At 37.6% G+C, this 22,992-nt stretch carries 24 protein-coding genes; 2 read left to right on the forward strand and 22 right to left on the reverse strand.

Going from position 1 to position 22,992, the window contains the following annotated elements:
- Position 1: 1 nt before the first annotated feature.
- The 8 genes from DV427_RS01075 to DV427_RS01110 form a co-directional block, all read right to left on the reverse strand.
- Positions 2–1,042: an FAD:protein FMN transferase gene (locus tag DV427_RS01075; RefSeq protein WP_114891008.1), complete on the reverse strand. Its 1,041-nt coding sequence runs from the start codon at positions 1,040–1,042 to the stop codon at positions 2–4.
- 144 nt (positions 1,043–1,186) lie between these two features.
- Positions 1,187–2,422, reverse strand: coding sequence for an NADH:ubiquinone reductase (Na(+)-transporting) subunit F (gene nqrF / locus DV427_RS01080; protein WP_005629183.1), 1,236 nt, complete (start codon positions 2,420–2,422; stop codon positions 1,187–1,189).
- A 12-nt stretch (positions 2,423–2,434) separates the two neighbouring features.
- Positions 2,435–3,031 (reverse strand): NADH:ubiquinone reductase (Na(+)-transporting) subunit E, encoded by a 597-nt coding sequence (nqrE, locus tag DV427_RS01085; protein WP_005631374.1) that lies wholly within the window; start codon positions 3,029–3,031, stop codon positions 2,435–2,437.
- Between the two features lie 3 nt (positions 3,032–3,034).
- Positions 3,035–3,661: an NADH:ubiquinone reductase (Na(+)-transporting) subunit D gene (gene nqrD, locus DV427_RS01090; protein WP_005629349.1), complete on the reverse strand. Its 627-nt coding sequence runs from the start codon at positions 3,659–3,661 to the stop codon at positions 3,035–3,037.
- Complete coding sequence (locus tag DV427_RS01095; protein WP_005629176.1) at positions 3,661–4,395, reverse strand: Na(+)-translocating NADH-quinone reductase subunit C; 735 nt, start codon at positions 4,393–4,395, stop codon at positions 3,661–3,663. The genes nqrD and DV427_RS01095 overlap by 1 nt, the downstream gene beginning before the upstream one ends.
- Positions 4,388–5,623 (reverse strand): NADH:ubiquinone reductase (Na(+)-transporting) subunit B, encoded by a 1,236-nt coding sequence (locus tag DV427_RS01100; RefSeq protein WP_114891009.1) that lies wholly within the window; start codon positions 5,621–5,623, stop codon positions 4,388–4,390. The genes DV427_RS01095 and DV427_RS01100 overlap by 8 nt, the downstream gene beginning before the upstream one ends.
- A gap of 2 nt (positions 5,624–5,625) precedes the next feature.
- A complete protein-coding gene (locus DV427_RS01105; RefSeq protein ID WP_114892158.1) occupies positions 5,626–6,969 on the reverse strand; it encodes a Na(+)-translocating NADH-quinone reductase subunit A in 1,344 nt (447 codons plus the stop codon).
- A gap of 293 nt (positions 6,970–7,262) precedes the next feature.
- The gene (locus DV427_RS01110; RefSeq protein ID WP_114891010.1) at positions 7,263–7,574 is read right to left on the reverse strand and encodes a BolA family protein; all 312 of its coding nucleotides are present in this window, start codon (positions 7,572–7,574) and stop codon (positions 7,263–7,265) included.
- A gap of 92 nt (positions 7,575–7,666) precedes the next feature.
- On the opposite strand from DV427_RS01110, the gene DV427_RS01115 reads away from it, so the two are divergent.
- Both DV427_RS01115 and gorA read left to right on the forward strand, forming a co-directional pair.
- Positions 7,667–8,266, forward strand: a complete 600-nt coding sequence (locus tag DV427_RS01115) for a YajG family lipoprotein (RefSeq protein ID WP_114891011.1) — start codon at positions 7,667–7,669, stop codon at positions 8,264–8,266.
- Positions 8,267–8,496: 230 nt separating this feature from the next.
- Positions 8,497–9,867: a glutathione-disulfide reductase gene (gorA, locus tag DV427_RS01120; RefSeq protein ID WP_114891012.1), complete on the forward strand. Its 1,371-nt coding sequence runs from the start codon at positions 8,497–8,499 to the stop codon at positions 9,865–9,867.
- A 69-nt stretch (positions 9,868–9,936) separates the two neighbouring features.
- On the opposite strand, the gene pnuC is transcribed toward gorA, so the two are convergent.
- From pnuC to DV427_RS01190, 14 genes are all read right to left on the reverse strand, one after another.
- Entirely contained in the window at positions 9,937–10,614 is a 678-nt protein-coding gene (gene pnuC, locus DV427_RS01125) for a nicotinamide riboside transporter PnuC (RefSeq protein ID WP_114891013.1), read from the reverse strand.
- Positions 10,615–10,781: 167 nt separating this feature from the next.
- Positions 10,782–11,549, reverse strand: coding sequence for an amino acid ABC transporter ATP-binding protein (locus DV427_RS01130; RefSeq protein ID WP_114891014.1), 768 nt, complete (start codon positions 11,547–11,549; stop codon positions 10,782–10,784).
- A 9-nt stretch (positions 11,550–11,558) separates the two neighbouring features.
- On the reverse strand, positions 11,559–12,275 hold the full coding sequence (locus DV427_RS01135; protein WP_005628353.1) for an amino acid ABC transporter permease: 717 nt from the start codon (positions 12,273–12,275) through the stop codon (positions 11,559–11,561).
- Positions 12,259–13,032 carry an amino acid ABC transporter substrate-binding protein gene (locus DV427_RS01140; RefSeq protein ID WP_114891015.1) on the reverse strand — a complete coding sequence of 258 codons (774 nt, stop codon included), beginning with the start codon at positions 13,030–13,032 and terminating at the stop codon, positions 12,259–12,261. The genes DV427_RS01135 and DV427_RS01140 overlap by 17 nt, the downstream gene beginning before the upstream one ends.
- Positions 13,033–13,332: 300 nt before the next feature.
- A complete protein-coding gene (gene murA, locus DV427_RS01145) occupies positions 13,333–14,607 on the reverse strand; it encodes a UDP-N-acetylglucosamine 1-carboxyvinyltransferase (protein WP_114891016.1) in 1,275 nt (424 codons plus the stop codon).
- Positions 14,608–14,618: 11 nt separating this feature from the next.
- On the reverse strand, positions 14,619–14,876 hold the full coding sequence (locus DV427_RS01150) for a BolA family protein (RefSeq protein WP_005631356.1): 258 nt from the start codon (positions 14,874–14,876) through the stop codon (positions 14,619–14,621).
- A gap of 11 nt (positions 14,877–14,887) precedes the next feature.
- The gene (locus DV427_RS01155) at positions 14,888–15,214 is read right to left on the reverse strand and encodes an STAS domain-containing protein (protein ID WP_009499783.1); all 327 of its coding nucleotides are present in this window, start codon (positions 15,212–15,214) and stop codon (positions 14,888–14,890) included.
- 10 nt (positions 15,215–15,224) lie between these two features.
- On the reverse strand, positions 15,225–15,869 hold the full coding sequence (gene mlaC, locus DV427_RS01160) for a phospholipid-binding protein MlaC (RefSeq protein ID WP_205334669.1): 645 nt from the start codon (positions 15,867–15,869) through the stop codon (positions 15,225–15,227).
- A 28-nt stretch (positions 15,870–15,897) separates the two neighbouring features.
- Entirely contained in the window at positions 15,898–16,404 is a 507-nt protein-coding gene (mlaD, locus tag DV427_RS01165) for an outer membrane lipid asymmetry maintenance protein MlaD (RefSeq protein WP_009499781.1), read from the reverse strand.
- 9 nt (positions 16,405–16,413) lie between these two features.
- Positions 16,414–17,199: a lipid asymmetry maintenance ABC transporter permease subunit MlaE gene (gene mlaE, locus DV427_RS01170; RefSeq protein ID WP_114891018.1), complete on the reverse strand. Its 786-nt coding sequence runs from the start codon at positions 17,197–17,199 to the stop codon at positions 16,414–16,416.
- Positions 17,196–17,990 (reverse strand): phospholipid ABC transporter ATP-binding protein MlaF, encoded by a 795-nt coding sequence (mlaF, locus tag DV427_RS01175; protein ID WP_009499779.1) that lies wholly within the window; start codon positions 17,988–17,990, stop codon positions 17,196–17,198. The genes mlaE and mlaF overlap by 4 nt, the downstream gene beginning before the upstream one ends.
- A 39-nt stretch (positions 17,991–18,029) precedes the next feature.
- Positions 18,030–19,568, reverse strand: a complete 1,539-nt coding sequence (gene lnt, locus DV427_RS01180; RefSeq protein ID WP_114892159.1) for an apolipoprotein N-acyltransferase — start codon at positions 19,566–19,568, stop codon at positions 18,030–18,032.
- A 121-nt stretch (positions 19,569–19,689) separates the two neighbouring features.
- Entirely contained in the window at positions 19,690–20,589 is a 900-nt protein-coding gene (gene corC / locus DV427_RS01185; protein WP_114891019.1) for a CNNM family magnesium/cobalt transport protein CorC, read from the reverse strand.
- 145 nt (positions 20,590–20,734) lie between these two features.
- The gene (locus tag DV427_RS01190; protein ID WP_114891020.1) at positions 20,735–22,969 is read right to left on the reverse strand and encodes a TonB-dependent receptor domain-containing protein; all 2,235 of its coding nucleotides are present in this window, start codon (positions 22,967–22,969) and stop codon (positions 20,735–20,737) included.
- Positions 22,970–22,992 lie beyond the last annotated feature (23 nt).

Below are 22,992 nucleotides of genomic sequence, written 5' to 3' on the forward strand. Positions count from 1 at the left end.
ACTATTCTTTTGTTTCTGTTAATTTTTTGAACGCAGAGGATGATTTTGTGACAAAACCATTATCTGTTTTAATGATTAAATAAACGGCAAGATTATTTTTCTCTGCCACTTCTAACGCCTTGTCTTCACCCAGCACAAATAAACCTGTTGATAGGCCATCTGCAGTCATTGAAGTTGGCGCAAGTACCGTAATTGAGGCTAAATGATGCTGAATTGGGTAACCTGTTTTCGGATCAATTTCATGAGCAAAGCGTTTACCATTTTCTTCAAAGTAAATACGATAATCGCCAGAACTTGCCATTCCCATATTATCTAATCCAATGACAGCTTCAACCGCTCTTTCACCTGTTGTGGTTGGTTTTTCAATTGCGATCTGCCAAGGTTTGCCTTCAATATTTTTTCCTTTCGCACGAATTTCACCGCCGATTTCAACCATGTAATTCTGAGCATTTAGTTGTTCTAACTTTTCAGCGACCTGATCAACGCCAAAGCCTTTAGCAATCGAGGACAAATCGACATAAACTTGAGGAAGTGCTTTGCTTAATGTCGGTTTTGCAGCACTCATATCGAGGGCAATTTTATCAATACCAACCCAAGCTTGGCGTTCAGCTAATTGTTCTGGTGTAGGTTGTTTTTCTGGACGTTTTTCAGGGCCAAATCCCCATAAATTAACGACAGGACCAACAGTTACATCCAATGCTCCTTCAGTCACTTTATTTAAACGAATCGCTTCGGCTAATACTTTGGCAAAATCTGCTGAAATATCAATCGGTGTGTTCACTTGGGTATTTTGATTGAAACGACTCAGTTCCGAATCTTTTTTGTAAGTGGACATTTTCGCGTTCACATCTTTTAAGATTACTTCAATTTCTTCATGCGTCTTTTCAGATGTTGCATTCATTGAGCCTTCATCAAGGTATTTAACATGATAAGTTGTTCCCATTGTTTTACCACTTAATGAGATAACTTTTGTTTCTTTTTGACAGGCAGCAAGACTTAATGCCATTGCCACCGCCATGATACCGCTTATTAATTTTTTCATCTGGATTTCCTAAATCTGTGAATTACTGGCAAACTCAACAAAACTTACCTGTAATCATAGAAAATTTTCTAAAAACACCTTAAATTTTGACCGCACTTCATCACAAAGTGCGGTCAGTTTTTATGATGAATTGACTAACTAAAATCAGCCACCAAAGTCATCTAATAAAATGTTTTCATCTTCAACACCAAGATCTTTCAACATTTTAATTACAGCTGCATTCATCACCGGAGGTCCACACATATAGTATTCACAATCTTCTGGTGCTTCATGATTTTTCAAGTAGTTTTCATAAAGTACATTATGAATAAAGCCTGTATAGCCAGTCCAATTATCTTCAGGCAATGCGTCCGATAATGCAACATGCCATACAAAGTTTGGATTTTCAGCTTGTAATTGGTCAAAGTCTTCTTGATAGAAGATTTCACGTTTAGAACGTGCACCATACCAGAATGACATTTTACGTTTAGAGTGAAGACGTTTTAATTGGTCAAAAATATGAGAACGCATTGGCGCCATACCCGCACCGCCACCGATAAATACCATTTCCGCATCAGTCTCTTTAGCAAAGAATTCACCAAATGGACCAGAAATAGTAACTTTGTCACCTGCTTTTAATGACCAAATGTATGAAGACATTTGACCTGGAGGTGCATCTGGTTGGCGTGGCGGAGGCGTTGCAATACGTACGTTAAGCATAATGATGCCTTTCTCTTCAGGGTATGAAGCCATTGAGTAAGCACGGATAATATGCTCGTCAACTTTAGAGACATAACGCCATAAATCATATTTATCCCAGTCTTCGTGGTATTCTTCAGGAATATCGAAATCTTTATAGTTCACCACGTGTGGATCAGCTTCGATTTGAATATAACCACCCGCGCGGAAAGGCACTTCCTCGCCTTCAGGAATAGCCAATTTAAGCTCTTTGATAAAGGTTGCTTTGTTATCGTTAGAAATAACTGTACATTCCCATTTTTTCACGCCGAAGATTTCTTCTGGAAGTTCAACTTCCATATTACCTTTCACGTTAACTTGACAAGCTAGACGATAACCTTCTTTTGCTTCACGTTTGTTAATGTGAGAAAGTTCAGTTGGAAGAATTTCTCCGCCACCATTTTTCACTTTAACAATACATTGACCACAAGAGCCACCGCCACCGCAAGCAGAAGATACGAAAATACCTTTACTTGCTAAAGCACCTAATAATTTGCCACCTGCCGGTAATGTGATCGCTTTTTCAGGATCGTCATTGATGCCGATAGTAATATCACCAGAATCGACTAATTTTGATTTCGCAAATAAGATGATCGCCACTAACACTAATACAATGACCGTGAATGCGGCAATACCGAGTGCAAGAATTACTGAATCGCTCATTGATTACACTCCTTATAATTGAATACCAGAGAAAGACATAAAGCCTAACGCCATTAAACCAACAGAGATAAAGGTAATACCTAAACCTTTTAACCCAGCAGGAATATCCGCATATTTCATTTTCTCAGTTAAGCCAGCAAGCGCCACAATCGCTAACATCCAACCTAAACCAGAGCCGAAACCGTACACGATAGATTCAGGGAAATTGTAATCACGTTGAACCATGAAAGACACCCCACCAAAAATCGCACAGTTTACTGCGATTAACGGTAAGAAAATCCCTAATGCGTTATAAAGAGATGGCATAAATTTGTCTAATACCATTTCAAGAATTTGCACTAAACCAGCAATAACCCCAATGAAGGTAATGAAGTTCAAGAATGATAAATCTACACCTTCAATTAAAGCATTTTCTTTTAACACATTTGCATAAATTAATTGGTTTACCGGCACGGCGATCCCAAGAACGAAAGTTACCGCAATACCAAGACCAAACGCAGTTGATACCTTTTTAGATACCGCTAAGAAAGTACACATTCCCAAGAAGAAGGAAAGTGCCATATTTTCAATGAAGACTGCCTTAACGAATAGGCTAATATAATGTTCCATTGATTACTTCTCCTGTTGCTCTGGTTTCCAAGTTCTTAATCCCCAGATAACAAATCCGATGATAAAGAATGCACTTGGTGCAAGTAGAAATAAACCATTTGCTTGGTACCAACCACCATTCTGAATGGTTTCAAAAATAGTCATACCAAATAATTTACCTGAACCGATAAGTTCACGGAAAAATGCTACGATAATTAACATCGCACCATAACCTAAACCATTACCGATACCATCTACAAAACTTTCAACGGGAGGCGACTTCATCGCAAATGCTTCAGCACGTCCCATTACGATACAGTTAGTGATAATCAAGCCAACGAATACCGAAAGTTGTTTAGATAAACCATAAGCATAGGCTTTTAATATTTGGTCAACAACAATTACAAGTGATGCAATAATCGCAAGTTGCACAATAATACGAATACTGTTTGGAATGTAGTTTCGAATCAAAGAAACAAAGAAACTTGATAACCCAGTTACCAAACTCACCGCAATCGCCATTACAACAGCAGTTTCTAATTTTGTTGTTACTGCCAATGCAGAACAAATACCCAAGATTTGTAATGCAATTGGGTTGTTCTTAACAACTGGAGCTAACAACAGATCTTTATAATTTGCTTTTTCAGACATTAGTTTGCTCCCGCATGAAGTTTTTCAAGATATGGACCAAAACCGTTCGCACTAAACCAATAATCAAACGTACCTTGTACGCCATTACCAGTTAAAGTCGCGCCTGATAAACCATCAATACTATGCTCATCTTGTGGAGCTTGTCCTTTCACGATGTGAATTGCAGGTTGATGTTGTTCATCAAATAATTTTTTACCTTTAAATAAACTTGCCCAGTTTGGATTTTCAATCTCACCACCCAATCCTGGTGTTTCACCATGTTGGTAGTAAGTGATTCCATTAATAGTATTACCATCTGGTTGAACAGATACTAGACCATACATCACTGACCACAAGCCAGTTCCGTAAATTGGTAAAATAACTTGTTGAGTTTTACCTTGTTCATCTTTTACAAGATAAACTTCAGTCGTTTTGCTACGAGAACGAATACGTGCTTTATCTGCATCAGCAGGAATAGCTTGTTGGCTATCATCTGCTTGTTGTGTGTATTCACCCGTTGCTAAATCAACGAAACGGGGCTCGATAAATTTTGCATAAGTTTCTTTTACATTCGTGTTTTCTTGTAAAAGGCCAGCTACATTTAAGATATTTTTTTGTTTATCGAGTAACTTTTGTTCTTCTTGTGCAGGTTTTAACATTACTGCGGAACCAGCAACAATAATGGAACAAACTAAACTCAGTAGTAATACGACAAGAATTGTGCCGCCTACGCTGTCTTTATTAAACTTAGCCATTTGTTCTTGCTCTCCGACGTTTGATATTTGCTTGAACAACGATGTAGTCGAAAATCGGTGCAAATAAGTTTGCAAATAAAATCGCTAACATCATGCCTTCCGGATAAGCTGGGTTTACAGTACGAATTAATACAGCCATTACACCAATTAATGCACCGTACCACCACTTACCTGTATTGGTAAAGGATGCTGAAACAGGGTCTGTTGCCATAAATACCATACCTAATGCAAATCCACCTAAAACAAGGTGCCAATGCCAAGGCATTGAGAACATTGGATTAGTATCAGAACCAACTAAATTGAATAGAGTTGAAGTTGCAATCATACCAATCATCACACCAGCAATGATGCGCCATGCAGCAATACGAGTGAACACAATCACTGCGCCACCGATTAAAATTGCAAGCGTAGAAACTTCACCCATTGAACCAGGTAAGTTACCAACAAAAGCATCCATCCAAGTGATTGGTGCGCCAGTGGCTGTATGTTGTAATGCTCCCTGACCACCTTGTGACCATTGTGAAAGTGCGGTTGCGCCAGAGAAACCATCAGCAGCAGTCCAAACAGTATCACCTGAAATTTGAGCTGGATAGGCGAAGAACAAGAAAGCTCGACCTGCAAGTGCAGGGTTCATAAAGTTACGACCAACGCCACCAAAAATTTCTTTTGCAACAACGATACCAAAAGTAATACCTAATGCTGCTTGCCATAATGGCAATGTTGGTGGAACGATTAACGCAAATAAAATGGTTGAAACGAACATCCCTTCATTTACTTCATGACCACGCACCACTGAGAACAACAATTCCCAAATTGTACAAACGGTAAACACCACTAAGTAAATTGGTAAGAAGAAGATCGCTCCCAGCGCCATTTTGGAGCCCCAAGTTGCATTGGCAGTAAAATCTAAACCTAATGAACTTGCAAGGGCATAGTGCCAATCGTTAGCAATTAGTTGATCTAAATTGCCTAATTGATTTAAGGCTGGAATCGCTTGGTTACCCACATTGTACATCCCATAGAAAATCGCAGGGAACAACGCAAGGAAAACCGTAATCATCATACGTTTTGAGTCTAACGCATCACGAACGTGAGTGTTTTTGTGCGTTACTGAACCTGGTGTATAAAGCAAGGTATAAATCGATTCAAAGATCGGATAAAGCTTGCTGTATTTACCACCTGGTAAAAACGCGGGTTCCATTTTTTCAAAAAGATTTTTTAAACCCATTTTTAACCTTCCTTCTCAATCTTATCTAATACTTGACGCAAGATTGAACCGTATTCATATTTGCCCGGGCAAACGAAAGAACATAACGCTAAGTCTTCTTCATCTAATTCAAGACAACCTAACGCTTGCGCGCTATCGGTATCGCCCACGATTAAATCACGTAATAATAATGTCGGTAAAATATCCAACGGCATAACACGCTCATAGCTACCAATTGGAACCATTGCACGCTCACCACCATTTTCAGCCGTAGTGAAGTTGAATAATTTCTTACCGAAGTGACCCAACACTGTACGAGTAATAGAATATTTATTTGATTGCGGTGTAATCCAACCAAGGAATTCTTTCTCATTACCTTCAGCGATTACCGATACTTGCAATGCATAGCGACTTAAATAGTCATGAGCACCTTTTGCGGTTTGTCCACAAAGCACTGAACCAGAAATTACGCGATTTTCACCCGCACTTAATTCATTTTGGGTTAATTGAGAGAGATTAGCGCCAATTACAGTGCGAATTAAACGAGGTTCTCTCACTTGCGGACCAGCAAGAGAAATTACACGTTCAACATAAAGCTCACCTGTTATAAATAATTTACCCACCGCAATCACATCTTGATAATTGATGTGCCATACAGTTTTATTTACACCAACAGGATCAATAAAATGAATATGAGTACCAACAAGACCTGCAGGGTGAACGCCACCGAAATCATGAATCTGTAAATTTTCAAGATCAACAGTTGGGATATTAGTATCACCTGCTTTACACAAGTGTAACGGTTTTGAAGGGAATAAACGACTTAATACCGTTAAACCATTCGTGAAATCTTGCCAAAATTCTTTTAGCACGATTGCAGGATCTGCGGCTAATGGATTGGTATCCATTGCATTCACGAAAACTGAGGCTGGTTCACTATCAATCGCAGGTACTTTGCTAAATGGACGAGTACGTAATGCAGTCCATAAACCTGATTCAACAAGGTTTTGTTTTACTTGTTCAGAAGAAAGCGTATTCAATTGTTCTGCACTATATTTTGCGAAAGTGATTTGCTCATGTCCTTCCACATTAATTACGACAGATTGTAATACGCGCTTCTCACCACGATTGATTACAGTGATAGTACCACTTGCAGGGGCTGTAAAAATCACACCTGGATTTTTCTTGTCTTCAAAAAGCACTTGGCCTTTCTTTACAACATCGCCTTCACGTACCTTCATCGAAGGACGCATCCCCACATACTCCTCACCTAGAATCGCAACTTGATTCACAACATTTCCGTTGTGGATTACTTGTGCCGGTTTTCCCGCAATTGGGAGATCCAAGCCTTTCTTAATTGTAATCATACTGTTTGCACTACTTTTCAAGGTTAAAAATACAATTGCAAATAAACAAGTTAAATGCAATCTCGTGTTTGAGCGTGACAAAACACCTTTAGAAAGACATCAATGCCACAAAAATAAAAAACTCAAATCGGTTAACTTCACGATAAACATGCTTATCGAGAAATTGAATTTGGATAAAATTAGACGCCTTATTCTAGCGAAAATCTGCTTTTTTCGCTACTTAAACGCCTACTTTTTTGTAAAAACCTTTTGCGATATATCAAAAAAATGTTACATCTTCATAACATAAAAAATTAATATCCAACACCTGCGCATTTCGTTGAAGCGGGAATTTTCTCATTTAACTCGCCCCATTCCTCTACAGTAAATAAGTGCAATGCTAACGCATGAACACCGCTATTAAGCTCATCTGCAAGCAATTGATAAACACGTTGATGACGCTGTACTTTACGCATTCCTTCAAAAACATTACTCACAATCACACATTTAAAATGAGATTCCGCGCCACGACCAGAACTATGTAAGTGGCTTTCATTTTCTACACTAAAAAAGTGCGGTTGAAATTCTAGTTGAATTTTTTGTTCGATAGTTTGTTGAACAGACATCATAAATCTCCACAAAATCACAATGAAACGCTATACATTAGCAATGAAGTTTGCAAGAATAACACAGTTTTAACTGGCTCATTGGGGAAATTATGACATTATCAAACAAAATCAAAACATTATCAGCAGTAAGTATTGCAGCCGCTACGCTGTTCCTTGCTGGCTGCCAAGCACAATCAAATACATTAACGTTCACACCACCGGCACCGAATGCCACAATGAACATTAATCAAACTGCGATTGTGTATGTAACAACGAAAGATAGTCGCACAACGCAAGATATCGCGAGCTATACCAAGCGTGGAGAACTCATTAAATTAAATTCATCACCGAGTGTTACACAATTATTTCAACAAGTGATGCAACAAAATCTTATTAGTAAAGGTTTCAGAATTGGGCAATCCAATGGATCAAATGCCGGGGTAACTGTGGATGTACGTGAATTTGCTACGCAAGTAGAACAAGGTAATCTTCGTTATAAACTTAATACCAAAATTCAAGCAACTGTTTATGTTCAAGGCGCAAAAGGTTCATATAACAAAGCATTTAATGCTACTCGTTCACAAGAAGGCGCATTAAACGCGGATAATGACGAAATTCAAAAAGTTCTGTCTCAAACATTTAACGATATTGTGAATAACATTTATCAAGATCAAGAAGTATCCGCGGCTATTAACCAATATGCTAATTAATCGCATAGCTAATTAGATATCTATTAAGTGAGGAAGGTTAATATAACCTCCCTCATTTTTTATGATATCATTTTATTCTACATACTACTTTTCATATAAAATCATCTAAAGCTAATCATCTATTCAAAAGAATAAAAATATTCATAAAACCAATCACATCAATTTATAGCATTCTTTATAAAAATTAGGCAAAATACGGAAAATTTTTGAGTTCAAAAAAGGATCAAACTATGACTAAACATTATGATTACATCGCTATTGGCGGTGGCAGTGGCGGTATTGCATCTCTAAATCGTGCTGCAAGCTATGGAAAAAAATGCGCAATCATTGAAGCAAAACATCTTGGCGGTACTTGTGTAAATGTAGGTTGCGTACCTAAAAAAGTAATGTTTTATGGTGCACACATTGCAGAAGCAATTAACAATTATGCACCAGATTATGGTTTTGATGTTGAAGTGAAAAAATTTGATTTTTCAAAACTGATTGAAAGTCGCCAAGCCTATATCGGTCGTATTCATACATCTTATAACAATGTATTAGCAAAAAATAACATTGATGTAATTAACGGTTTCGGAAAATTTGTCGATGCGCATACTATTGAAGTAACACTTACTGATGGTACAAAAGAGCAAGTAACCGCAGATCATATTTTAATCGCAACAGGTGGTCGCCCATATCGTCCAAACATTAAAGGACAAGAGTATGGCATTGATTCAGATGGTTTCTTTGCATTAACAGAATTACCAAAACGCGCTGCTGTTATTGGTGCAGGCTATATTGCCGTTGAACTTTCTGGTGTATTAAACAGCCTAGGCGTGGAAACGCATTTATTAGTGCGTCGCCATGCGCCAATGCGTAATCAAGATCCATTAATCGTAGAAACATTAGTGGAAGTACTTGCGCAAGATGGAATTCAATTACATACCAATTCCACACCATCTGAGATTGTTAAAAATGCAGATGGTTCACTTACAGTAAAATGTGATGGTCAATCTGATGTTACTGTGGACTGTGTTATTTGGGCGGCAGGTCGTGTTCCAGCGACAGATAAAATTGGCTTAGAAAATGCTGGCGTAGAAACGAATGAACGCGGCTATGTCAAAGTAGATAAATATCAAAATACTAATGTGAAAGGCATTTATGCAGTAGGCGATATTATCGAAAACGGCATTGAATTAACACCGGTTGCAGTTGCAGCGGGTCGCCGCCTTTCTGAGCGTTTATTCAATAATAAACCGACTGAACATTTAGATTACAATTTGGTTCCAACCGTTGTATTCAGCCATCCACCAATCGGCACTGTAGGTTTAACTGAACCTCAAGCTATCGAACAATATGGAGCTGAAAATGTTAAGATATATAAATCCTCTTTCACTGCAATGTACACTGCGGTAACTCAACATCGCCAACCGTGCAAAATGAAATTAGTTTGTGTGGGTAAAGATGAAAAAGTTGTGGGTTTACATGGCATTGGTTTTGGTGTAGATGAAATGATTCAAGGATTTGCTGTAGCAATCAAAATGGGCGCAACAAAAGCTGATTTTGATAACACAGTGGCTATTCACCCAACGGGTTCAGAAGAATTCGTGACTATGCGTTAATCTTAAAGCAAAGAAAAAAAGAGCGGTAAATTACCGCTCTTTTTTGTTTCTAATTTTGCTTAAGTATGTTTAGCTACATTTAACCAATTTCGTCCAGTTATAATAACCGTACAACGAGTTAAGTAAGTAGGCTGAGTACATTAAGTACATGGCTGGTGTTTCTGCCCATAAGAAAATAGAAAGGATATTTAAAGCAATCCATAACAACCACTGTTCACGATAGCGCAAAATCATTAAAATCTGTGCAGCAACCGTAATAATTGTGGTTAGACCATCTAAACCTGTTGAACTACCACCAGCCGCTTGTAATGCTTGAACAAAAAGCAAAGTACCAACCGTAGTCACAACGATTAATGTCATCCATCCTTTAATAGTTAAAGCTTTGGCAATCACACTTTCTCCACCATCACTATTTTGCATATTGGCTTTCCACATGAAGTAACCAATAAATTGAGATGGCAAATATACATAGAGTACGGTATTCATTTCGCCTAAGAAATTTGATCCCCAAGCGACATAAAAATAAGTGTAAGCAAAAATTAATCCAAAGAAATAATTACTAATTTTGCCTTTACTTACCAATACCACACACAAAATACCGGAAATACCAGAAATCATTGCTAACCAGGAATCTGGCGCTTGTACATAAGCCCATATCTGCGCAATAATGAAAAGCGCAAGCCAAACTACCTCAAAAGGTTTCCAACCAGAAACAAATTCTTGTTTTAGACGTTCTGCCAAAGTCATTATTTACTCCTGTTGACTTAAATTTGAATACGAGCATTCTTGCATTGTGCGTTGATAATGTAAAGATATCAGAAATATTTAATTCTCAACTTGTGAAATTCATCACATTTTGATTAAATCCTAAAATAATCCATTATTTAGAAAACTCTCTAAAAATTTACCGCACTTTAAATACAATAATCTGGATCAAGTGATATTTTGGCTTGTAATAAGAACTGTTTAGTCCGCTCGTGTTGTGGGCAAGAAAAGAATTTATCTGCTGTATTTTGTTCTACAATATGCCCATCCGCCATCAAAATTACACGATCCGCAACATCTTTCGCAAACTGCATTTCATGAGTAACAATAATCATTGTCCAGCCTTCTTGAGCGAGCATTTTTAGTGTTTGTAACACCTCTCCAACCAATTCGGGATCTAACGCCGATGTAGGTTCATCTAATAAAATAATATCAGGTTTTACCGCAAGGGCCCGGGCGATCCCGACTCGCTGTTGCTGACCGCCAGAAAGTTGGGATGGAAATAAATCCGCTTTATTTTTTAGTCCCACCTTCTCTAACAAGCTAAGAGCCTTTTCTCTAGCCTGACTCTTGTCTTGTTTTTGCACGACAACCATTCCTTCCATGATATTTTCAAGGGCGGAACGATGAGGAAATAAATTATATTGTTGAAATACCATTGATGAACGTCGGCGCAACTTCAATTCATCTGCTTTACTAATTTTATGGCTAAAATCAATTTTTAGACTACCATCAGTAAATTCCAAAATGCCTTGCTCTGGTCTCTCAAGCAAGTTTAAGCAACGTAAAAAGGTGGTTTTTCCAGAACCAGAAGGTCCTAAAATTGCGACCACTTCACCTTTATTAATTTCAAAATCAATGCCTTTTAACACATGATTGCCATTAAAGTTTTTCTGAATATTACTTACTTTTAACATAGACAATCCTTACAAGTGACGAGAAAGACGTTTTTCTAAACGCATTTGACCAATAGATAACACAAGGCAGAAAACCCAATAAATTAATGCAGCCTCACTATAAATCAAGATAAACTCATAATTCTCAGCTGTAATATTTTGTGCGACACGAAAGAGTTCTGCAATCCATACTAAGGAAGCCAAAGAGGTATCTTTCACCGTACTAATAAAAGTGTTAGAAAGCGATGGCACGGAAATGCGTAATGCCTGTGGCATAATCGTGCGAATAAATGCCTGTTGATAATTCATTCCAATAGCATAAGAAGCCTCCCACTGACCTTTTGGGATCGCAATAATTGATGCACGTACTGTTTCTGCAGCATAAGCACCGATATTGACTGAGAAGGCAATAATTGCAGTTGGGAAAGGCTCGAGTTTAATGCCGACTTCAGGCAATCCATAGAAAATAATAAAAATCTGCACAAGCATTGGCGTACCACGAATAATAGAAATATAAGCGCGACAAATACTTTGCAAAAGTTTAGTCATAAAATTTGGATGAGGAAGCGTACAAATTACGGCAACAATTACCGCAATAAATAAACCACAAAAAAAGGAAATAACGGCTAAGGGAATCGTATATAAAATTGCGCCTTCCAACATAGGCCAAAACGAGCTGATTACATAATCAGCTCGTTCTGCACTCATAAATGGAAGACTCGCTAACAAATTATTGAGTAATGTCATCACCAAACCATTTAATTGAAAGTTGTTTTAATGTACCGTCTTGGCGTAGTTCATCTAGTGCTTTATTCACTTTTGCAATCAGTTCTTCTTCACCTTTCAAAAATGCAAAACCTGTTGGAATTTTCTTATCGCTCTCAACAGCAATTTTTAAACCTGCATTTGGTTGTTTTTTGAAATAATCAAGCACAGCTAATTTATCATTCACTGTTGCATCAACACGCTCTTGTTTGACTGCTTCAAGATTTTGCGCAAGGCTATCTATTGTCACAATAATCGCACCATTATCACGAGCATCTTTGCTCCAGTTACTCGTTGCTGATTGAGCTGATTTTTTACCTTTTAAATCAGAGAAAGTCTTAATGCTGTTATTATTTTCTTTAGTCACAATAACGCCAGCAGAATAATTATAAGGAGCAGAATAATCATATTTTTTTAAGCGCTCTGGACTTGGATTCGTTTGGTTTGCAATAACATCGAATCGTTTCGCATTCAAACCTGCATACATTCCATCCCAAGCAGTTTCTTTAAATTCAATTTTCAAACCTAATTTTTCTGCCACTTTCTCAATGATTTCTACATCAAAACCGGTCAACTTGCCGTCTTTACCATGAAAAGTAAATGGCGCATAAGTACCCTCAGTTCCCACTAATAAAGTTTTAGTTTTTTCAACGCGGTCAGCAATTTCACCAGCGTGAGAAAATGTTGAGAAAGCAATACCAGCGCTTAAAAGTGCGGTTGTAAAAAGTAATTTTTTCATTTTTTCTTCCTTGTGTTGTGTTTGTCTAAGCATGATTATAAAAACCAAACTTATGAAAAAACAAGATTATTTATTTATAGTTTATAAATTTTAGTTATAAAAAAGCGATATGACTGATTACTATCAAAATAAAAAAGTAATCTACCGCACTTTCTTATAGAAAAACAGGTTTCTAAACAATGTGTTCAATCTACTCTTATAAAATTTCAGTAAAAAAATGCCTTTCTAAAGAAAGGCATTAATAGAAATTTAAGATTATAAATAAACTTGTAATTTCTAATAGAAAAGTAGCGTACCTAATTACGCTTCATCACTTCCAGAAAAACGCTCAATTTTCGCACCTAGGCCTTGTAATTTATCTTCGATATGCTCATAACCACGATCGATATGATAAATACGATCTACAACAGTCTCACCTGTTGCGATACAACCTGCAAGAACTAAACTGATTGATGCGCGTAAATCTGTCGCCATTACTTCGGCGCCAGATAACTGTTCAACACCGTGACATACCGCAGTATTCCCTTCAATTTCTGCTTTTCCGCCCATGCGAATTAATTCAGGAATATGCATAAAACGATTTTCAAAAATCGTTTCAGTAATAATACTTGTGCCCTCTGCCACCATATTTAATAAGGTGAATTGAGCCTGCATATCAGTAGGGAAACCTGGATGTGGCGCAGTGCGAATATTCACTGCTTTAGGGCGATTTCCAAGCATATCTAAAGTGATACTATTCTCAGTAACATCAACTTGAGCGCCAGCTTCACGAAGTTTATCAATCACTGCATCTAAGGTATCAGCCTTAGTATTTTGACAAACAACACGACCGCCCGAAATTGCTGCGGCAATTAAGAATGTACCCGTTTCAATACGATCTGGCACGACACTATGCTCACAACCAGTTAAACGTGCAACACCTTCAATCGTAATGTGATCAGAACCTGCACCAGATATTTTCGCACCCATTTTATTAAGGAAGTCAGCGGTATCTACAATTTCAGGCTCACGAGCCGCGTTTTCAATCACAGTGGTTCCTTTCGCAAGCGTTGCTGCCATCATAATAGATAAAGTTGCACCTACGCTCACTTTTTCCATGACAATGCGAGTGCCCACAAGACGATCTAATACTTGTGCTTTTACATATCCCTCTTCGAGAACGATGTCAGCGCCTAATTTTTCTAAACCACTAATATGGAGATCAACTGGACGAGCACCGATAGAGCAACCACCAGGTAACGATACTTGGCCTTGATGAAAACGAGCAACCAAAGGCGCCAATGCCCAAATTGAAGCACGCATGGTTTTAACCAATTCATAAGGGGCAGTGAAATGATCAATATTCGATGCATCTAATAAAACTGCACCAGTTTCATCACGATCTACCACCACGCCTAATTTACGTAAAATTTTCAAAGTGGTTTCAATATCTTTAAGTGCAGGAACATTCGTGAGTTTAACGGGTTCTGTTGCCAAAATAGCGGCAAAAAGAATTGGAAGTGCGGCATTTTTTGCACCTGAAATATTCACGGTTCCACTTAAACGAGATTGCCCATAAACACGAAATTTTTCCATTTTTTGAATCCTTAATTAAGTTGGTTTAATGCACGATCACGTTTCCACTTTTCAGTGGTATAAGTTTTAATTGTTAACGCGTGAATTTCGCCAGTAGTAAAATAAGCCATTAACGGAGCATAAATTGTTTGTTGTTGTTTTACGCGAGAAAGTGCAGCAATTTCATCACTCACTACAATCACGCCAAAATGCGCATTTTCACCTTGAGCATAAACCTCTTCTACGTTTAGCGCATCTTTTAAAATTCGTTCAATTTCTTGAAGTTCCATCAAATTTCCGTTTAATTAAGATCTGTAAAATTTGCGATCCAATCAGACAAACCAACAAGATCTGCAAGGGTTAATAATTGTTTTGGTGGATAAACTAATCGCACTGTTTTGTTAAGCTTTTGACACTCTTGTAAAAAATCACAAAGAGCTGCAAAACCTGCTGAATCAATATGTTGAATACCAGACAAATCCCATTCAACAACTTTTTTATCCAGCGCATTAGCTGATAAAAAAACATCACGTTGCTGCCACATAGGCAACAACGTGTTGCGAGATAGCTCCCCTGACAAAAGGAGCGCTATCTTATCATCATTTTTCTTTAAATCCCAATTTAACATGGCAACAAGATTATTTGCTTAATGTTACAGGTTGGGCTGCTGATTTTTGTACTTGTGCAGTTAATGCATCAATGCCATGTTGACGTAAGATACCACTCCATTCTTGTTGTTTTGTCACAACCATGCTCACGCCCTCAGCAACCATGTCATAAGCTTGCCATTCGCCAGTTTTACTATTTTTACGCCATTTAAAATCTAATTTAATTGGCGCAGCTCCATTAACTTGAATGATATTCACACGAATATTTACTAAGTTTTTATCGCCTAATGCTTTTTCTGGCTCGATCTGGATTTGTTGATTTGAATATGCCGTTAATACTTGTGCATAAGCTTGTTCAATAAAATCACCAAAAGCTTTAAAGAATTTTTCACGTTGTTCAGGTGTAGTAGATTTGAAATGAGAACCTAAAACTAAAGAACCTGCATAATTGACTTGAACATAAGGCAGCAAATCATTACGAACGATAGTACGTAGATAATTTGGATTCTTTTTAATCTGGCTTTGATTTGCCTGAATATCAGAAAACAATTTATCTGACGCTTGTTGCATCAATATATAAGGGCTTGTTTCAGCCATAGCAGTACCAGCAGCAAAAAGTGCGGTAAATACTAAGGTTAAAATTGCAAACCATTTTTTCACTTGGAAAAATTTCATCATAAATCTCCTAAATAAATGTTAGTTGTTATTGCCCTGTAGGCTCAGTCTTTTCACTGTTACCATCAGATTTTTTATCGCCGTAAAGGAATTGGCCGATTAAATCCTCCAACACCATAGCAGATTTTGTGTCTTGAATTTGGCTACCCTCTTTAAGCATAGCCGATTCACCATCATCAAATCCCATTGTTAATGCAATATATTGCTCACCCAATAAGCCAGATGTCTTAATTGATAAAGAACTGTTTTCTGGGATTTCATTATATTCCTGATTAATTGCGATACTGACTTTTGGTAAATAGCTTTTTTCATCAAGTGTAATACCGCTCACGCGCCCAATAACCACTCCACCAACTTTTAATGGTGCACGTACTTTAAGTCCACCAATATTATCAAAAGTTGCCGTCACAGTATAAGATTTCGTCTCACCAAAACCTTGTACGTTGGCTACGCGTAAACCTAAAAAAACTAAGGCGCCAATACCAAGTAATAAAAATAACCCTACCCAAAATTCATATTTAATTGTTTGTCTCATAAAAAATCCTTAACCTGCTCCAAACATAATAGCAGTTAAAATAAAATCTAATCCTAGAACAACAAGAGAGGCATGAACAACTGTTCGTGTTGTAGCTTGGCTGATACCTTCTGATGTTGGCATACAATCATAACCATTAAAAAGCGCAATCCAAGTCACGGCTACAGCAAAGAAAATCGCTTTAATAAAGCCATTTAAAATATCATAGCTCCAACTCACGGAATTTTGCATCACAGACCAAAAGCTACCTGAATCAACACCTTTCCAATCCACACCAACTAAGGAACCACCCCAAATACCAATTGCGATAAACAAGATTGACAAAATTGGCATGGAAATAACTCCTGCCCAAAAACGAGGTGCAATCACTCGACGTAAAGGATCAACAGCCATCATTTCAAGACTAGAAAGTTGTTCAGTGGCTTTCATTAAACCTATTTCAGCCGTCAATGCAGAACCTGCTCGACCAGCAAATAAAAGTGCGGTAACAACAGGCCCTAATTCTCGCAAAAGAGAAAGCGCCACAAGCTGCCCTAAACTTGTTTCAGCAGAAAAATCGACTAACACGACATAACCTTGTAGTCCTAATACCATTCCAATAAATAAGCCGGACAACAAAATAATGAGTAACGATTGGACACCTAAAACATGCATTTGCTTCACTAGCAAAGGAAAATGCTTACGAATTTGTGGCTTGCCGATCAATGCGCCAAATAACATAAAGCCTGCTCGCCCTAAGGCACGGAAAAAGTCGATCACCTGTTTTCCCATAGCAGAAATAAAATTGACGATCATTCAAACAATTCCTTCACATAATCTTGCGCTGGGTACTTAAAGCGCACAGGGCCATCAGATTCACCTTTTAAGAATTGCACCACGCGCGGATCTTGGCTCTGTAAAAGCTGCTCAGATGTTCCTTCTGCGATGACTTTTTGGTCTGCAATAATATAGGCATAATCTGCAATACTCAATACTTCCTCCACATCGTGCGACACGACGATAGAAGTCAGATTTAACGCTTCATTTAATCGTTTAATCAAGCTTAAAATTACGCCCATACTGATTGGATCTTGCCCAGTAAATGGCTCATCAAACATAATTAAATCAGGGTCAAGTGCAATAGCGCGTGCTAATGCAGCTCGACGAGCCATACCACCAGAAAGTTCTGAAGGCATCAATGCGGCAGCACCTCGCAACCCAACAGCTTCCAATTTCATCAATACGATTTGTCGAATTAAACTTTCAGGCAAATGCGTATGTTCACGAATTGGAAAGGCGACATTATCAAAAGTAGAAATATCCGTAAAAAGCGCGCCGGATTGGAATAACATCCCCATCCGCTTGCGTACTTCATACAGTTCACTATTAGATAGACGACAAATATCTTGTCCATCAAACAAAATTTCACCTTGTTCTGGTATTAGCTGCCCACCGATCAATTTAAGTAAGGTGGTTTTTCCAATCCCCGACGGCCCCATGATCGCAGTGATTTTTCCCTTTTTGACTTGCAAATTCAGGTTATCGTAAATCACGCGTTCACCGCGTTTAAAGGTGAGATTCTTAACTTCAATTAGATTTTGATTCATTAAAATCTCGTTTATAAATAAAAAGTGCGGTCGTTTTGACTAGAGTTTTTGTGAAAGGTTCATCTTACGACGAACAAACGCCATCATGCCGTGTAATACTAAAAACAACAATGACAAACCATATAAAGGCATATTTCCTAGCACAGAATAAGGGGTTTTGCCTTCCGCAGGTGCAATTTTATGCGTCAACGTTGTTTCAATAAACTGCGGTGCCTGCGCTAACACCTTACCTTGAGCATCAACAAACACTGAAATCCCCGTATTCGTTGCACGAATAAGCGGTTTACCCAATTCTAAAGCGCGCATTCTTGCCATCTGTAAATGTTGCCAAGGCCCAATTGAATCACCAAACCAGGCATCATTAGAAATTGTGAGCAAATAATCCGTATCTTGTTTCAAATTTTGTCGCACTTGTTCACCGAAAATAATCTCATAGCAAATTGCTGGCGAAAAAGCGCGTTTTTTTGCCATTAAAGATGGCTGAATCGCGTCCCCGCTTTGAAATGCAGACATCGGCAAATTAAACACTGAATTAAGTGGTCGCAAAATACTTTCTAGCGGAACATATTCACCGAAAGGCACGAGATGATGCTTACTATAACGATTTGACGTATCTGGCTGATAAGGAAAGTCTGGGTTTCCAGCGGTCATAATAGAATTAAGCAACTTACCAGATTTCGTATCTTGGAATACCGTTCCAACCATTATCTCCGTTTTCGTTTCTTTAGCTGCACGATCTAATCCTTCAAAAAATGGCGTAATCGCATTTTCAAGAGTTGGCAACGCTGATTCAGGCAAAATAATTAAATCTGTTTTACCAAGATTTTCTGCGATTAATTTTTGATAAATCGCCAAAGTAGAATAGAAATAAGCTGGATCCCATTTTAGATTTTGTTCAATATTTCCTTGTGCAAGCGTGACTGAAATTGCCTTATCTTCAACAGCTTTTACAAAGTGAATTCGGGATAAATAAGCACTTAATCCCCCCACAATGATCAATAAAAAAACGTTCGCCAAGACTAATTTAAGATTTTTCGTTTTAAACAAAGACGAAACGAGATTAAAAATTACCGCACTTGCCCAAACGGTAAAGAACGTTAATCCTGTTACCCCAAAAATCGGGGCGATGCCATAAAATGGGCTGTCAATTTGTGTATAACCAAACTGAAGCCAAGGAAAACCGGTAAAAATCCAACCTCGTAAAAATTCTGTCAATGTCCAAATCACGGCGAAAATTACCGCACTTTGAACGTTGAAACGCTGAACCAAATAGGTAAAGAGCATCGGGTATAGAGCAAGATAAGCCGCAAGTAAACCGACAAGGAAATAGCTTACACCTAAAGACGCGCCACCAAATTGGTGAATACTGACATTAAGCCAACTCACCCCAAAGCAGAAAAATCCCATCGACCACAAAAACGTCGCTAAAAGTGCGGTGGATTTTTTAGGGTTTTTAGCGACATAAAGTAAACCGAGTAAAGAAACATAGGCTAAAGGCCAATAATCAAATGGCGAGAAGGCAAAAACACCAACTAAACCAGATATAATCGCAATAAGATAAGTAAAATATTTATTCATAAATTCAATTATATTTTGCACGCCCTCACGAGCGTCTTTGTGTTGAAATTTGAAATTCCATTTCAAGTAAATAAAAAGCACGCGTTAGAAAACGCGCGCCATCATTGAGGATGATTAAATGCTATTCGGCTTTTTCTTCCACATCATCCATTTCTGCCAAATGTTCATCTGGCACAGTAACTCGAAGTTGAATCAATCGGCGACTATCTGCCGAGGTGACTTTAAATTGAAGATTTTTCAACGTAATTTCTTCACCACGTTTTGGTAAATAACCAAAAGTTTGCATAATTAGCCCTCCAATGGTATCCACTTCTTCATCATCAAAATCCGTATTAAATTGCGCATTGAAATCATCAATATCTGTAAGCGCACGCACAGCATAAGTATGACGAGAAAGCTGACGAATATCCGCAACCTCTTCTTCATCAAATTCATCTTCAATATCGCCAACAATTTGTTCCAGTATATCTTCAATGGTAACAAGGCCTGATACCGCACCAAATTCATCCACCACAATAGCCATATGGAAACGCTCAGAGCGGAAATCTTTCAACATACGATCGACTCTTTTGCTTTCTGGAACAATCACTACTGGACGTAATAATGAAGATAAATCAAACTCTTCGGCATCTTCACGTAAAAATTTCAATAAATCTTTCGCATGCAAAATACCTACGATATTATCGCGATCATCCGCATCGGCAATCACAGGAAAACGAGAATGAGCGGATTCAATAATTGTGTTTAAACAAGTATTTAAATCTTGTTGATCTTCAATAAAAATAATTTGTGAACGAGGAATCATAATATCGCGAACACGAAGCTCCGCGATTTCCATCACGCCTTCAATCATTTCACGCGTATTTTGATCAATTAAATCGTTTTGTTCTGAATCGCGAATCACTTCCACGAGTTCTTCACGATTTTTTAGTTCACCTTGAAAAAAGCGACCAAATAAAGATTGGAAAAATGTTTTTTTCGTATTTTCAAATTGGTTTGAATTTTGCTGTTCGTCGTTCATATTGGTTTGTAGTTGATGTCTTATTGACGGCGAAAAAGTATCATATTTTGGAAAAAATCGCAAAAAGCGAAAAGGCGAAAATCAATAAAAATAACCGCACATTAGGTTTGAACCTAAAGTGCGGTTAATTTCATCAAGATTTTAGTTAGAACTCATAACGTACGCCAATATTGAAATTACGTCCTGGCGCGCTATAACGATCCGCATTGGCTGATGTAATAGCCATTGGAATAGTTGATGAAGGTCTTCCTTGATCTTGCGTTGCCTTACTTAACAAGGCAAGGTAAGAAATATCATTCCAATTCCAATATTTTTTATCAAACAGATTATTTACATTAGCTGTAAACATTAAGTTTTTGGTTGGTTTCCAATAAGCTCCTAAATCAAATAAAGAATATCCACCTGTTGGGTTGTATAGATAAGCAGATGATTGTTCAATATCTTTATCTGATTTACCTCTGTTGTATGTCCATTGGATATTAGCTCCAAAAGATTCTCCTTCATAACCAAAACCTAATTTTGTTTTCATTGGCTGAATACTATTTATTGGTGTTTTTATACCATTATTTTCAGCTTTACCACGTGAATATGAAATACCTGCAATAGTATAAAAATCATCATAAAAATTCCATTTCATATCAGCTGTGACACCATATACCTTAGCTTTATCAAGATTATCATATTGAATAAAGCTGGTGTAACCATTCGTTGGTTTGGCAACCCAATCAATAAAATTATGATAGCGGTTGTAATAACCAGTCACTAAATAATTAATCTCTGATGTTTTACCTTTTACACCAACCTCAAAATTATCTGCCGTTTCTGATTTCAAATTAGGATTACCTACTACTGCGACATTTACCGTTTGTGTACCGCGCCCTGGAATAGGATAGATAACACTTTCAAAGAAATACGAGCTTAACTGTTGTGTTGATGGCGTTCTAACACCGCGAGAATATTGCAAATAAGGAGTAAAGTTATCAGATAAACGATATTCCAAGCTAATTTTTGGAGTAAATTGGGTTTCAGATTGCTTACGAGCCTGCAATTCAGCAACTCGATTATTATTAGATATTGGTTTTACCCGATAATGTACAAGCCCAATTTGTGGTGTAATAACGAAATCACCAAACACCATTTCATCTTCTAAATAACCACTGAACTTATCCTGTTTCATATCTGCCATTGGGTACAAATTAGTGATTTGATTATAAGCAGGTCTGACAAGATGAATATCATCACTCGCCTTATTATGCACATAAGATAAACCATAGCGTAACACTTGAGGAATATTTCCATCAATTACAGAAATTAAATTACTTACAAGGCCATAGCTTTTATCACTAAATTTAGTATTTTCTTGACGATAGCTTCGCGTACCTAAACGATAACGATAGTTTTCAGTTTTGGCGTCTTGATAAAAAACTTGTGTTTTTGCATATTGCAACCAGCCTTTTTCGTTATTGTATTCGTGACTTAACGAAAAACGATCTCTAGTTACTTTATCCTGCGTATAACCTGTGATCTGCGTTCCTGTACGCATATCAATGTTAGAATTATTGAAAGAAAGTAAATCTTTATTAATGTTCTTATGTTGATGTTCAAAAATAAATCCTAACTTATTCTTATCATCTAGTTGATAATAGTGCTTAGTTAATAGATAAGTATTTTTAGTATCCGTTGGATTTGGTGTTGTGCGTGTTTCCCCAAGACTATTATTTTTACCTTGGTTTTTAGTTTCATTCCCTTTTCGTTGAGTTAGCATTACCATGCCTTCATAATCTCCAGCTTTGACTGCGCCTCCAGCACTACCATAAACTGAACGATCAACACTGTTATAACCAGTTCCTACAACACCACCTAAATGACGACCTTTTAATAAATCTGAAGGTTCTATCGTTGTAAAATTAACACTACCAGAAAGGCTATTAGCTGAACCAGCATAACGAACATCCGCACTACGTAAAGCACTTACATCAATGTAATCTGTACGACCAAATTCTGAGCCATAAGAAATAAAATGTTTCGCTTCTTGCGCTTCTGGTAAAGGAATATCATCTATTGTTGTAGTGACTCGGTTAGCTTGTAAGCCTCGAATGTTTACACCTTCTCCGCCGGAGCGTGCACCTTGCAATTGGCTGACATTAACATCCATTTTTCCTGCAAAAACATCTTTTACATCACGTGACTGTTTTAAGAAAATTTGTTGATGGCTTACCGATGTATTCACCAATGCATCGCTAATATTTGAATCACTCACAACAATTTCATTCAACCTTTCTTGCGGTGAGTTATGAGAAAGTGCAGCCTGTTCTTGAGCAAACACTATCGGAGATGTACAAAAAAACGCTACTAATGTAGCAAGCTTTGTTTTTTTCATAAATAAACCCCAGATATAATTGA

This window comes from Haemophilus haemolyticus (assembly GCF_003351405.1).
Lineage (GTDB): Bacteria > Pseudomonadota > Gammaproteobacteria > Enterobacterales > Pasteurellaceae > Haemophilus > Haemophilus haemolyticus_N.

Coding starts and splice junctions, on each gene's coding strand:
- DV427_RS01075 (WP_114891008.1), bottom strand. CDS start 1,042: ATGAAAAAATTAATAAGCGGTATCATGGCGGTGGCAATGGCATTAAGT.
- nqrF (WP_005629183.1), bottom strand. CDS start 2,422: ATGAGCGATTCAGTAATTCTTGCACTCGGTATTGCCGCATTCACGGTC.
- nqrE (WP_005631374.1), bottom strand. CDS start 3,031: ATGGAACATTATATTAGCCTATTCGTTAAGGCAGTCTTCATTGAAAAT.
- nqrD (WP_005629349.1), bottom strand. CDS start 3,661: ATGTCTGAAAAAGCAAATTATAAAGATCTGTTGTTAGCTCCAGTTGTT.
- DV427_RS01095 (WP_005629176.1), bottom strand. CDS start 4,395: ATGGCTAAGTTTAATAAAGACAGCGTAGGCGGCACAATTCTTGTCGTA.
- DV427_RS01100 (WP_114891009.1), bottom strand. CDS start 5,623: ATGGGTTTAAAAAATCTTTTTGAAAAAATGGAACCCGCGTTTTTACCA.
- DV427_RS01105 (WP_114892158.1), bottom strand. CDS start 6,969: ATGATTACAATTAAGAAAGGCTTGGATCTCCCAATTGCGGGAAAACCG.
- DV427_RS01110 (WP_114891010.1), bottom strand. CDS start 7,574: ATGTCTGTTCAACAAACTATCGAACAAAAAATTCAACTAGAATTTCAA.
- DV427_RS01115 (WP_114891011.1), top strand. CDS start 7,667: ATGACATTATCAAACAAAATCAAAACATTATCAGCAGTAAGTATTGCA.
- gorA (WP_114891012.1), top strand. CDS start 8,497: ATGACTAAACATTATGATTACATCGCTATTGGCGGTGGCAGTGGCGGT.
- pnuC (WP_114891013.1), bottom strand. CDS start 10,614: ATGACTTTGGCAGAACGTCTAAAACAAGAATTTGTTTCTGGTTGGAAA.
- DV427_RS01130 (WP_114891014.1), bottom strand. CDS start 11,549: ATGTTAAAAGTAAGTAATATTCAGAAAAACTTTAATGGCAATCATGTG.
- DV427_RS01135 (WP_005628353.1), bottom strand. CDS start 12,275: ATGACATTACTCAATAATTTGTTAGCGAGTCTTCCATTTATGAGTGCA.
- DV427_RS01140 (WP_114891015.1), bottom strand. CDS start 13,032: ATGAAAAAATTACTTTTTACAACCGCACTTTTAAGCGCTGGTATTGCT.
- murA (WP_114891016.1), bottom strand. CDS start 14,607: ATGGAAAAATTTCGTGTTTATGGGCAATCTCGTTTAAGTGGAACCGTG.
- DV427_RS01150 (WP_005631356.1), bottom strand. CDS start 14,876: ATGGAACTTCAAGAAATTGAACGAATTTTAAAAGATGCGCTAAACGTA.
- DV427_RS01155 (WP_009499783.1), bottom strand. CDS start 15,214: ATGTTAAATTGGGATTTAAAGAAAAATGATGATAAGATAGCGCTCCTT.
- mlaC (WP_205334669.1), bottom strand. CDS start 15,869: ATGAAATTTTTCCAAGTGAAAAAATGGTTTGCAATTTTAACCTTAGTA.
- mlaD (WP_009499781.1), bottom strand. CDS start 16,404: ATGAGACAAACAATTAAATATGAATTTTGGGTAGGGTTATTTTTATTA.
- mlaE (WP_114891018.1), bottom strand. CDS start 17,199: ATGATCGTCAATTTTATTTCTGCTATGGGAAAACAGGTGATCGACTTT.
- mlaF (WP_009499779.1), bottom strand. CDS start 17,990: ATGAATCAAAATCTAATTGAAGTTAAGAATCTCACCTTTAAACGCGGT.
- lnt (WP_114892159.1), bottom strand. CDS start 19,568: ATGAATAAATATTTTACTTATCTTATTGCGATTATATCTGGTTTAGTT.
- corC (WP_114891019.1), bottom strand. CDS start 20,589: ATGAACGACGAACAGCAAAATTCAAACCAATTTGAAAATACGAAAAAA.
- DV427_RS01190 (WP_114891020.1), bottom strand. CDS start 22,969: ATGAAAAAAACAAAGCTTGCTACATTAGTAGCGTTTTTTTGTACATCT.